The organism is Serratia rubidaea (assembly GCF_016026735.1).
Taxonomy (GTDB): domain Bacteria; phylum Pseudomonadota; class Gammaproteobacteria; order Enterobacterales; family Enterobacteriaceae; genus Serratia_B; species Serratia_B rubidaea.
Map to the genome: position 1 here is coordinate 3545252 of NZ_CP065640.1, position 11754 is coordinate 3557005.

The 11754-nt window shown below is 63.7% G+C and carries 10 protein-coding genes; 1 reads left to right on the forward strand and 9 read right to left on the reverse strand.

Translation table 11 applies throughout. The annotated features are described in order from the left end of the window. Nucleotides 1-2 precede the first annotated feature (2 nt). The 3 genes from I6G83_RS16590 to I6G83_RS16600 form a co-directional block, all read right to left on the reverse strand. Entirely contained in the window at nt 3-1445 is a 1443-nt protein-coding gene (locus I6G83_RS16590) for a glycoside hydrolase family 32 protein (protein WP_054306400.1), read from the reverse strand. Next, nucleotides 1442-2692 carry an MFS transporter gene (locus I6G83_RS16595; RefSeq protein WP_054306401.1) on the reverse strand — a complete coding sequence of 417 codons (1251 nt, stop codon included), beginning with the start codon at nt 2690-2692 and terminating at the stop codon, nt 1442-1444. The genes I6G83_RS16590 and I6G83_RS16595 overlap by 4 nt, the downstream gene beginning before the upstream one ends. A 152-nt stretch (nt 2693-2844) precedes the next feature. Beyond that, on the reverse strand, nt 2845-4155 hold the full coding sequence (locus I6G83_RS16600) for an MFS transporter (protein WP_054306402.1): 1311 nt from the start codon (nt 4153-4155) through the stop codon (nt 2845-2847). A gap of 333 nt (nt 4156-4488) precedes the next feature. On the opposite strand from I6G83_RS16600, the gene I6G83_RS16605 reads away from it, so the two are divergent. Continuing rightward, complete coding sequence (locus tag I6G83_RS16605; protein ID WP_054306403.1) at nt 4489-5613, forward strand: M10 family metallopeptidase C-terminal domain-containing protein; 1125 nt, start codon at nt 4489-4491, stop codon at nt 5611-5613. 87 nt (nt 5614-5700) lie between these two features. Here I6G83_RS16605 and I6G83_RS16610 read toward each other — a convergent pair whose 3' ends face one another. The 6 genes from I6G83_RS16610 to I6G83_RS16635 all read right to left on the reverse strand — a co-directional run bounded on the left by I6G83_RS16610 (nt 5701) and on the right by I6G83_RS16635 (nt 11753). Further along, on the reverse strand, nt 5701-6993 hold the full coding sequence (locus I6G83_RS16610) for a c-type cytochrome (protein ID WP_054306404.1): 1293 nt from the start codon (nt 6991-6993) through the stop codon (nt 5701-5703). Next, nucleotides 6990-8606, reverse strand: a complete 1617-nt coding sequence (locus I6G83_RS16615; RefSeq protein WP_054306405.1) for a GMC family oxidoreductase — start codon at nt 8604-8606, stop codon at nt 6990-6992. Before I6G83_RS16615 ends, I6G83_RS16610 begins: the two co-directional genes overlap by 4 nt. Beyond that, nucleotides 8599-9120: a sugar dehydrogenase complex small subunit gene (locus tag I6G83_RS16620; RefSeq protein ID WP_062778972.1), complete on the reverse strand. Its 522-nt coding sequence runs from the start codon at nt 9118-9120 to the stop codon at nt 8599-8601. Before I6G83_RS16620 ends, I6G83_RS16615 begins: the two co-directional genes overlap by 8 nt. A gap of 21 nt (nt 9121-9141) precedes the next feature. Then, nucleotides 9142-9594: a GlcG/HbpS family heme-binding protein gene (locus I6G83_RS16625; RefSeq protein WP_054307524.1), complete on the reverse strand. Its 453-nt coding sequence runs from the start codon at nt 9592-9594 to the stop codon at nt 9142-9144. Nucleotides 9595-9772: 178 nt separating this feature from the next. After that, nucleotides 9773-10660: an NAD(P)-dependent oxidoreductase gene (locus I6G83_RS16630; protein WP_054307523.1), complete on the reverse strand. Its 888-nt coding sequence runs from the start codon at nt 10658-10660 to the stop codon at nt 9773-9775. A gap of 13 nt (nt 10661-10673) precedes the next feature. Beyond that, entirely contained in the window at nt 10674-11753 is a 1080-nt protein-coding gene (locus I6G83_RS16635) for a 4-oxalomesaconate tautomerase (RefSeq protein WP_054307522.1), read from the reverse strand. Between the last annotated feature and the right edge of the window lies 1 nt (nt 11754).

Below are 11754 nucleotides of genomic sequence, written 5' to 3' on the forward strand. Positions count from 1 at the left end.
GGTTAGCGCCAGATGCTGTCCAGCGTCCAGCCGGCGATCGCGCTGAAGTACGCCGCGCCGCCTTCGGCAAACAGGCTCAGCCGGCGGTCGCCGTCCAGCGGGTAGATGCGGCTGGTCAGGCAGGCCTTGCCGTCGTTGACGAACACCTCCAGCGAAGAACGATCGATAAACAGCCGCAGCTGCAAAGATACGCCGGCGGGCAGCGGTACGCTGCGGCAACCGCACAGCGCCGGATCGTCGCTGAACCGCTCAAGCACCAGCCGGTGCGCCTGATTATCCACATACAGCCGTGCCGCGCCGCCCAGGCTGATGCCGTAGCGTTCGGCGTCGCTGTCGGCCGTATCCAGCGTCAGCTGCAGTTCGTGCAGCTCATCCTCCAGCGGCAGCCGCTGGTTGCGGCAGCGCACCGCGTCAAACTGGCGTACGGCGCCGCGCAGCGCCGTCAGTTCGCGCGCCGGCTGCATACGCAGCTGGCCGTCGGCGCCGAGCGACAGTTCACGCGGCAGCGTCAACGCGCCGGCCCAGCCGTGCGCCTTGCTGGGCATCGGCGACTCCCACATATCCATCCAGCCGAACAGCAGGCGACGGCCATCGGCGGCGGTGAAGGTCTGCGGCGCGTAAAAATCATGCCCGGCGTCCAGCTCGCTAAACGGCTGGGTGACCGTGAATGCGCCGTCCGGCTGCCAGTTGCCGAGCAGGTAGCCGCTCTGGAAGCGGTTGCGATAGCGGTAGCCCTGCGCCGCCAGCCCCTGCGGCGAAAAGACCAGCAGCTGGCGTTCCCCCAGCGGGAAGAAGTCCGGGCATTCCCACATATAGCCCTGCCGGGCGTGCTCGGCGGCGGCCAGCACCCGTTCAAAGCGCCAGTTGCGCAGATCGTCGGAGCGGTACAGCCGCACCTGACCCAGATCGTGCTCTTTGGCACCGATGACCATCCACCACTGCCCGTCCTGTTGCCACACTTTCGGATCGCGGAAGTGCATAATGCCTTCCGGCGGCGTCAGTACCGCACCGTGCTTGGTGAAATGGATGCCGTCCTCGCTGGTGGCCAGACACTGTACCTCGCGCAGCTGCGAGTCGTCGCCCGGCTCGCCGAGCCAGACGTGGCCGGTATACAGCAGCGTCAGCACGCCGTGATCATCGACCGCGCAGCCGGAGAAGCAGCCGTCGCGGTCGTCGGCGTCGCCGGGCGCCAGCGCGATCGGCTGATGCTGCCAGTGCACCAGATCGCGGCTGGTGGCGTGCCCCCAGTGCATCGGCCCCCAGTGCTCATCGAAGGGGTGGTGCTGATAAAACGCGTGGTACACCCCGTCGATGCAAATCAGTCCGTTGGGGTCGTTAATCCAGCCGGCCTGCGCGGCCAGGTGGAAACGCGGGTACAGGTCGTCCTGACGCGCGGCGCGCAGCTTTTCTACGGCGTGGTCGGCCTGGGCTAAAAGTTCTTTCATTGGCTTGGCTCGCTTAAAGGATGAATGTTGCGCTTGCCGCCGGCGGTTTCGCCGCGCAGCAGCCAGCAGGAGAGCAGGGTGGTGGCCGCCACCGCACAGCCCATCAGCAGATAGGTATCGGCAAAGCCGATGCGGTCATAGCCGTAACCGGCCAGCGGCGACAGGAAGCTGGCCATCACCTGGGTAATAAACTGGAACCCCACCAGATACAGCGTGGAGGAGAGGCGGCTGTCGAAGCGCGTGGCGATATATTTGAAAATGGCGATCAGCAGGATCGGCAGCTCAACGGCGTGCAGCAGCTTCATCAGCGAGATCAGCAGCGCGCCGCTGACCAGGCCGGAGCCGACCATGCGCAGCGCCATAACGGCGCCCGCCAGCAGCAGCCCCTGTTTGGCGCCGATGCGGTTAACCAGCAGCGGCGCTAAAAACATGCCGCCGGCCTCCAGAAATACCTGCAGCGAGTTAAGAAAACCGTACATCTCATTGCCCTGCTGCGGCGTGGCGAACTGGGCGGCGAAGTAGACCGAAAACTGCTGGTCGAACACGTTATATACGCTGATGCCGAGGACGAAAATCACCAGCGCCCAGAAGCCGGGCAGGCGCAGCAGCGCCACGGCGTCCTGCAGCCGCAGGTTTTCCGTTTTACCGTACTCCAGCTCGGCCATGGCGTTGGCCTTCAGCTCGCGTACCTGGCTGAGCAGCAGCAGGAACACCACCGCGGACGCCGACGCCAGCCAGAAATTGATGTTCGGGTTGATATTAAAAAGAAAGCCGGCCAGAAAGGTGGCGCTGGCCCAGCCGAGCGAGCCCCACATGCGGGCGCGGCCGAATTCGAAGCCGACGATGCGGCTGACGCGCTCGGTATAGGACTCCAGTGCGCCGATGCCGGCGAAGAAGGTGGCGCCGATAAACACGCCGCCGACCAGCGCCCCCAGCAGCAGATTGCTCGCCAGCAGCGGGGCGTAGACGTAGATAAAGAACGGGCCGGTCAGCAGCAGCATCACGCCGAGGTACTGCAGCAGGTGTTTGCGCAGGCCGAGCTTATCCTGAATAAACCCGTACAGCGGCTGGGCGCACAGCGCCACCAGTGAGATTGCAGAGAAGATCAGCCCGGTTTCTGCGCCTTTCAGGCCGATCTTTTGGTTCAGCCACAGCGAAATCAGCGAAAAGCTGGATGACCAGGTAAAGAAAAAGAAGAACAGCAGGCCACTCAGCAGAAGGTAATATTTTTTTGTTTTGCGGTTCACGATGATGCCCTGGTAGAGGAAGATAGCCTGATTGTTAACGTTAACTTTTGCCGGTTGGAAGTCACCTTAGGTGATGATTGCGATGTTAATCACAAAAGTTAACGTTAACATTTTGGCGCTGTGATCGCTATCACGTACGTCCGGCGGAGAGGTCAGGCCGCGTCGAGCGGCCGCAGATGGTCGTCGCGCCGCAGCGTCATCAGCGCCAGCAGGCTGACCAGCGAAGCGGCCACCACGTAATAGGCCGGCATATCGATATTGCCGGTTTCGCGGATCAGGCCGGTGATAATCAGCCCGGCGGAGCCGGAGAACACCGCGTTGGAGAGCGAATAGGCCAGCCCCAGCCCGGTATAGCGCACCCTGGTGGGGAACATTTCCGCCAGCATCGCCGGCCCGGGGCCGGCCAGCAGCCCGACCACCGCCCCGGCCACCAGCACCGCCGCGCCTTTTTGCCACAGCGCCGCGCCGGCGTCCTGCAGCAGATGCAACAGCGGGAAGGTAAACAGGATCACCGCGCTGATTGCGCCGACCATCACCGCTTTGCGCCCCAGCCGATCGCTGAGGATGCCGGCGGGCAGAATGGTCAGGGCAAAGCCGACGTTGGCCAGCACGGTGGCCGCCAGCGCCTGTTGCAGCGTGGCGTGCAGCGAGGTTTGCAGATAGGCGGGCATCACCACCAGAAAGGTGTAGCCGGCGGCCGACCAGCCCATCATCCGGCCAATGCCGACGGCAATGGTTTTGGCCACGGCGAGCGGTGCGGCCGCGGCCGGACGTTCAGCGGCCGCAGGCTGCTGCTGCGCCTGAGTGAAGCTGGGCGTCTCCTCCAGTTTCAGCCGCAGCCACAGCGCCAGTGCGCCGAGCGGCAGCGCCAGCAGGAACGGGATGCGCCAGCCCCAGTCGTGCAGCTGCTCGACGGTGAGCAGCGCGCTGAGCAGCGCCACCAGCCCGGCGCCCGCCAGCAGCCCGAACGCGACGGTCAGCGACTGCCAGGCGCCGAAGCGGCCGCGCTTGCCGAGCGGGGCGAACTCGGTCATCAGCGCCACCGCACCGCCGAACTCGCCGCCGGCGGACAGCCCCTGCAGCATGCGCAGCAGCGTCAGCAGTAGCGGGGCGGCGACGCCGATCGAGGCGTAGGTCGGCATCACGCCGATCAGCGCGGTGGTAAGCGTCATCAGCAACACCACCACGATCAGCGTCGGCCGCCGGCCGATCCGGTCGCCGATGCGGCCAAAGATCACCGCGCCGATGGGGCGGCAGAAAAACGCCAGCGCAAAGGCGGCGTAGGCCAGGATCAGGCTGGTGACGGCGTTTTCGCCCTGCAGGGTGAAGAAGTTGGCGGCGATCACCGTGGCCAGAAAGCCGTATACGCCAAATTCGTACCACTCAATAAAGTTGCCGACCGAACCGGCCAGCAGCGCCTGACGTGAACGGCGGCTGTCTATCACGGCGGAGTGTGCTGTCATGCTGTTCCTTAACCTGAATCATCAGGGAAAACGCTATGACTCAATGATTGCACGTTTTGTCGGCAGGCTGACAATGGATTGTCCGGATCGTGATCAAGGAAACGGTAGCCACGGAAAAGTAGAGCAAACAGCGGCAGTTAAGGGGCGATGATGTGCTCGGGTTGGCAAACCGGCAGGGCGGTTAGTTTATTTTGTGTACAGTTTGGGTTATACCCTATCTCTATGGAGGAGCGTGAGCAGAGGATCCACCTGCATGCTGTGGGGCGTGCTTGGGCCAGTGCGCCATGTGGGAGAATGCCTCATAACCTTATCTGAATACATAAAGGTATCGGTATGAATAATCTGAAATTAACCACCTTGCCCTGGCTGGAGAATAATGCGCTCAGCCAGGGTATCGGCGCATTATTACCGCAACTACCCAATATTATTCTGGGTACCGGAGGCGATGATCTCCTGAAAGGGAGTAACGGTAAGGATTGGGTGTTTGGTTTTGCCGGAGATGACATTATCAAACTTAATACGCCGGAAAATGATGCTGATACGGTATTTGCCGGCGATGGTGACGATGAAATTTACACCGGCGATAACGCAACGGTTTTTGCTGGCGCGGGCAACGACTCTCTGCGCATGACCGAGAGCAGCACGATCTTTATGGGCGACGGAGATGACCGGGTTGATGCCGGGCTGGATGTTCATGGGCACAACACGGTGTTTGGCGGCGATGGCAATGACCGCATCAATTTTAACTACGGCATATACTGGGGTATTCATTATGGCATCGACGATCCCCCAAGAGAGATTATGCCGGAAGACGATGTCATCTACGGCGGCGCCGGTGATGATTGGATACAGCCGATGGGTGAGAACAATCTGGTGCATGGTGATGAGGGCAACGATCTGATTAGCGTCGAACTCTTGCTGCAGACACCCACGGATAACGGGCGTTTATACGGTGATGACGGGGACGATAAAATTTATATCGTGAATGAGCCATTCCCCGGCTATAACATTGGTCAGTTAGGCACCCATTTTAACCTCGACGGCGGGGCCGGCAATGATTTGCTGCTCTCTTCCTCGTCCGGTGGCGATACGCTGACCGGCGGCAGCGGCAATGATGTCTTTTTATATGAATGGGTTGGCGCAACCAGCGCTAAAGATCCCGACATTATCACCGATTTCACCTTCAACGAGCAGGAACAAGATAAGATTAACCTCCGTGAGCTCAACGAGAGCGGTTATGAATACTATGACAACTTGATCGGCTGGGAGGTAGACAGCGACCTGACCTTTATCGGCTATCAGCCGTTCAGCGGCAATGGCAAGGAAGTGCGGCTGGAGCATACGGCAGAAGGCACCAACGTTGAAGTGGATCCCTTCGTTGAACCGAGTGCGGAGCTGTTTCAAATCCAACTTGTCGGCGTGACGCAAGAACTGACGCAAGAGGCCTTCATACTTTGAATGTGTAGGGCATGCAACATGGCATGGATGGCGATCGCCACGGTAGTTCTGGCCCCCTCCGGTTGAGGGGGCGCAGAAATGCAGGGGTTATGGCCGGTCGCCCTGCAGCACCGTCGGCGGCTGCGGCAGCCCGGCGTCCTGCCGCTGGCGCGCAACCTGTTTGGCGCTGGCGGTGGCCGCCGCCGGGTTGCCGAACTGGCGGTTGACGTAGTTGCTCAGCGTTGCCACTTCGTCGTCCTTCAGTTCGCCGGCGAAGGCCGGCATCAGGATCTCGCCCTGCTGCATATGGCGCCGTACGCCGCCGAGGATCACCGCCACCAGATTTTTATTGTCCGCCGCGCCGGTGCTGCCGTGGCGCAGCAGCGACGGATAGGCGTTAAAGCCGTTTCCCTTGCCGGCGCCGTCGGCGCCGTGGCAGCTGGCGCAGTGGCGGTTGAACAGCGCAGCGCCGGAAGCGTCCTCAGCGCTGGCGCCGCGCAGCGCCAGGTAATCCTGCGTCGGCCGCCCCCAGGCGTCGCGGGCCTTGCTCTGCGCATCGTCGGCGATGGGTTTCACGCTGCGCAGATAGGTCGCCATGGCGTGCAGATCGCCGTCCGGCAGGTATTGCAGGCTATGCTCGATAGCCTCCGCCATCGGCCCGGCGGCCGAGGCGCGGCCGGCGACGTTGCCGGTTTTTAGGTAATCAACCAGCTCTTGCTGCGACCAGCTGCCGATGCCGGCGCGTTGATCCGGCGTGATGTTGTACGCCGTCCAGCCGCCGAGATCGCCGCCGGCAAAGGCGTTGTCCTCGTCCATCCCCATGGTGAGGGTGCGCGGCGTATGACAGGTGCCGCAGTGCGCCAGCGCCTCCACCAGGTAGCGGCCGCGGTTCCATTGGTCGCTTTTGGCAGGATCCGGCTGCAGTTCGCCGGCGCTGAAGTTAAACAGCTTCCACAGCCGCATGCCCCAGCGCTGGTTGAACGGGAAAGCCAGATCGGTGCGCGGCGTCGCCTGGTGCACCGCCGGCTGCGCCAGCAGGTAGGCCTTGATGGCCAGCACGTCGTCGCGCTTCATTTTGGTGAAGGCGTCGTACGGCATCGCCGGGTAGAGCTGCTGACCGTTTTTACCCACGCCGTCGCGTACCGCCGCGACAAATTCATCGTCGCTCCAGTTGCCGATGCCGAATTGCCGGTCGGCGGAGATATTGCTGCCGTAAATCACGCCGAACGGCGTGCTGACCGGATAGCCGCCGCCAAACGCCGGGCCGCCCGGCGCGGTATGGCAGGCGGTGCAGTCGGCGGCGCGCGCCAGATATTCGCCGCGTTTGATCAGCGCCTGGTCGCCGTGCGCCCACAGCGGCGCGGCGGCCAGCATCAGCGCCAGTAGCGTTTTCTTGTTCATGCCATGCCCCCCAGCAGACTGCCCAGAACGCTGTCCGCCATGCGCAGCGCCAGCGCCACGCCGGTCAGCGTCGAGTTGACCGTTGAGGCGGAGGGCATAATACCGGTGCCGGCGATAAACAGGTTGGGGTGATCGTGGCTGCGGCAGTCGCCGTCAACCACCGAATCACGTGGGTCGCGCCCCATAATCATTGTGCCGGTAATGTGCTGATTGTTGTCATAGACGCCGCGCTGGCTGTACACCGCCTCGCTGCCGCCCATCTGTTTGACGATGCGCCGGAAGTCGAGCATCGACTGGTCATAACCGCGGTGCACATACTCCGGGAAGCGGTAGTAGACCTCCAGTTTGGGAATGCCCCAGGCGTCTTTCTCGGTAGTGCTCAGCCGCACGCGGTTTTCCGGCTCGGGCAGCATCTCCAGCAGGCATTTCAGCTGTACATAGTGCGCAGACTGGAACGCCAGCTTGTCATTCAGCGCCTTGCCGTAATAGCCCTGACGGATCAGGCGTTCGGTGAGATAGCGCACCGGCGAGGTATTGGCCAGATCGACCCGCAGCGCCGAACGCTGCGCCCGAAACGCGCCGTCACGCAGGTTGTTGATGCTGCCGGGGCGCATCGGCCCGCGGCCGAACCACACCGGCTCGTCGGCGTAGAACTCCACCGAGCTGCCCGGATGGTCCATCAGATTGCGGCCCACCATGCCGGAGCTGTTGGCGATGCCGTGGCGATAGCGCTCGCTGCTCGACAGCAGCAGGATTTTCGGGCTTTCAATACCGTTGGCGGTCAGAACAAAGCGTTTGCCGCTGACCCGGTGGCTGTGTTTATTACGGTCCAGATAGTGCACCGCCACGATGTTGCCTTTGTCATCGGCCTCAATGCGGTACACCACCGCATTGGCGACGATGCGCACGCCGGCCTCCAGCGCTTTACGTGCGGAGATGCCGCCGTGATACTGGGCGTCGATCGGGCAGACCGGCATACAGTTGTTATTGCCGCAGCAGGCCGGACGGCCGTCGTAGGCTATGCTGTTGCGCGCCTGCGGGCCGATGCCGACCTCGTAGCCCAGCCCGGCGACGCGCTGTTTAATCCGCTCAAACCCGTAGGGCAGCGGGATCCCCGGCAGCGGGTAAGGGCGCGAACGCGGCGAATCCAGATCGCTGTCGCCGGAAACCCCCATCTGGTATTCGGCTTCGCAGTAATAAGGCTCCAGATCGGCGTAGCCGATCGGCCAGTCGCGCCCGACGCCGTACAAGCTCTGCAGGCGCATATCGTTCGGCAGCAGGCGGAACGCCTGGCCGGCCCAGTGCCAGGTGGTGCCGCCGATGCCGCGCAGATACTGGGCGCGATAGGGATCCGGCCCTTTCTGGATCAGGTAGTTGTTATCGTGCGGGATGAACTTGGGCTGCGGCGCCCAGGGCTGCGGCGGAAACGGTTCGGTAAAGTCGCCCTTAAACGGCGAGTCGCGAAACAGCGCCACCGCGTGATCGCGCTTGATCTCCGGGCCGGACTCCAGCATCAGCACCGAGGCGCCGGCCTGCGCCATCTTTAGCGCCGCCAGCGAACCGGCGATGCCGGCGCCGATCACCACCACATCGGCGCTTAATGAATCAGACATGGTTACTCTCCTTCTGCGGCGGCCGGACCCAGAAGTTGGGCTCACCTGGACAATAGCTGGGGGGCGTTAACGAATCGCGCACCAGTTGATAGCTGACGATATTTTCGAAGGCGATGCACTCGGGGCGGTCGGCATCGCCGATCACGCCGAGATACCAGCCGCTGATTAACGCGTGATACAGGTGCGTCAGCGGGGCGGCGTGCTGGGCCAGCTGCCGCTGCAGGGCGGCGCCGTCCTGGACGTCATGCCGTTGCAGCAGCGTCGCCAGCGCGTCAAGCAGCGGGTTGAGCTGCGGGAAACGCGGCAGCAGCGCCTGATACAGCCGCTGCGCCAGCTGCGGGTCGGGCAACGGCATACCGGTCAGGGCGCGGGAAACGGCGAGGAAATTACCCGGCGTCGGCGCGGCGTCAGGGGCCGCCAGCGCGGCGCGCCCCAACAGGTTCTGAGCGAGGGCGCCGGCCGCCAGCAACCCCGCCGAGCCGAGCACCAGCCGGCGGCGTGAAATAGCGAACATAAAAATTCCTTCTGGCAGGGGTTACTGCAGGGTGGCGGCGGCGGTTTGCGACGCCTGATTATCCAACTCTTGCTTTGGCGTGCTGACGCCGATTGCGCCGACGACGTCGTCGTCACGCGTCAGCGGGTAGCCGCCGCCGAGCGCCAGCGCATGCGGGATGGCGAGGACGGTGGTTTCGCCGTTTTGCAGGCGTTGCATAAATTTCAGTGAGGGCGTGCGGTACAGGGCGGAGGTGCGTGCTTTGCCGAGCGCGGCGTCCACGCAGCCGAGCGGTGCGCCGTCGAAACGCTGGAAGGCCAGCAGCAGGCCGCCGCGGTCCACCACGGCGACGCAGCCGGTGCTGCGCTGCGCCTGCAGGCTGTGGCGCACGTTGTCGATCAGTTGATTGGCCTGCTGGTTGGTCAGCGGCGCGGCGGCCGCCGCCACGGCGTGGCCGGCGCTGACAGTGAGCAGCGCGGCGGTTAACAGAAGCATTTTTTTCATTACGGTGTTTTTCCAGTGCTGATAGAGAATCAACCTGAGCGCGCGGGCGTAGCCGTCTGATGCGATTTTCCCGCGCGCTCTGTTTTATGTACCTTTTGGTTCAATTTACTCTGTTGCATGTTTGTTAACAATGTGAAGTTAACGAAAACCAACCGTTATTAGAGACCGATCACAATTTGCCGTAGATCGCCTCAAGTGCCTGTTGCCAAACGAAAGGTTCCAGTTGCGAATAGCCGATTTCTTGCGCTTTCATCGCTTCTACCAGTCCCAACTGCGAGAGCACCGTGGCGCGGCTCTGGTGCGGCTCCACGCCGACGTCCTGCAGCGTTTTCACCACTTCGCCCATCTCTTCGGCGCGGCGTCGCCCGTGTTCCGCCACCCGGCTAATCAGGTAGTGCGGCAGCCGGTCGTCCCAGCCCAGCGACGGGAAGCTGGCATGCAGCGAATCCAGCACCGGCTGTTCGACGCCGTAGCGCCGGGCGGCATGCAGGCATTCGACGGTCAGCGCCTCCAGCCCCTTGATCATCACGCTGCGGCACATTTTGATCGCCGAGGCTTCGCCGATGCGCTCGCTGTAGACGCTGGCGTTAAACCCCAGCCGCTGCAGCCGTTCACCGCCCTCGGCCGCCGCCGGGCCGCCAAGCAGCAGCGGCGTTTGCAGCCGTTTGGGCGGCACCGGCGCCATCACCGCCACCTCGACATAGCGCGCGTCGCCGGCGCGTTGGATGACCTGCGCCGCGGCGCGTTTGGTATGAGGCGCAGCGGAGTTCAGATCGAAAAAGTACTGGCCGGCGTGCAGCAGCGGGGCGCACTGCTCGGCGACCGCCAGCGTATTGCCGGCGGTGACGACGGAAAAAATCAGCTCGGCGTCGGCCAGCGCCGTCGGTAGCCGTTCGGCCAACCGGCAGCCGCAGCGCTCGGCGGCGGCAATCATCGCCGGCGTTATCTGCCGGTCATAGGCGGTCACGCGCGCGCCCTGGGCGCCAAGTTCCTGGGCCAGAATGCCGCCGACTTCGCCAAAGCCGATCAGCGCCACCCGTGGGGAAAAGGTTGTCATTGGGTTCTCCATCTTAAGCCGGCCAGACCGCGCCGGGAATGCACACTTCGCCGGCGAAAATCAGCCGGGCGCTGCGCAACAGGCCGGCCTGCGTCAGCTCGCCGTCCGGCGTGCGGCTCAGCAGCACGCTGAATTCGCCGCTGGGATGCTCCACGCTGACGCGCTGTTGCTCGCCGTTGCCGACCTGCGCCAGCGGCTGCGCCACGCTGCCCGCCAGCAGGCAGCCGCTGGCGACGCTGACCGCACCCAGCACGCCGATCGACGCGTGGCAGCGGTGGGGGATAAAGGTGCGGCTGCTGATGGCGCCGCCGGCGCGCGGCGCGGCCAGCAGGGTCATCTTCGGCACGCTGCGCTGGCTGACGTCGCCAAGGTTCATCAGCGGGCCGGCCTGCAGGCGAATGCTCTCCAGCCGCTGTTTGAGCCGTTGGTCGGCATCCAGCTGTTCACGGCTTTCGTAGCCGCTGCGGCCGAGATCGGCGGCGCGCAGCAGTACCACCGGCATGCCGTTGTCGATACAGGTGACCGCCACGCCGTCAATCAGATCGCTGGCCCGGCCGCTGGGCAACAGGGCGCCGCAGCTGGAGCCGGCGATATCGCGGAAGATCAGCACGATTTCGGCGGCGCTGCCGGGTACGCCGTCGATGGACAGATCGCCGTCGTAGCGTACCTCGCCGTCCGGGGTGGGGATACGCGCCACCGCCACCTGGCCGGTGTTCTGCATAAAGATTCGCACCTCGGTAAATTCTGCGCCGGCGGCCACCAGGCCGCGCTCGATGGCGAACGGCCCGACCGCCGCCAGAATATTGCCGCAGTTCTGGCCGTAATCCACCAGCGGCCGGTCAACGTTAACCTGGGCGAACAGATAGTCGACGTCGGCGTCCGCGCGCTGCGAGCGGCTGACGATCGCCACTTTGCTGGTCAGCGGGTCGCCGCCGCCGAGGCCGTCGATCTGACGGATATCCGGCGAACCCATCGCCGCCAGCAGGACGCGGTCGCGCGCCGCCGGCTGCGGCGGCAGGTCGTCCGCCAGAAAGAATGCGCCTTTTGAGGTGCCGCCGCGCATCAGCAGGCAGGGGATTCGGCGTTGACGCATA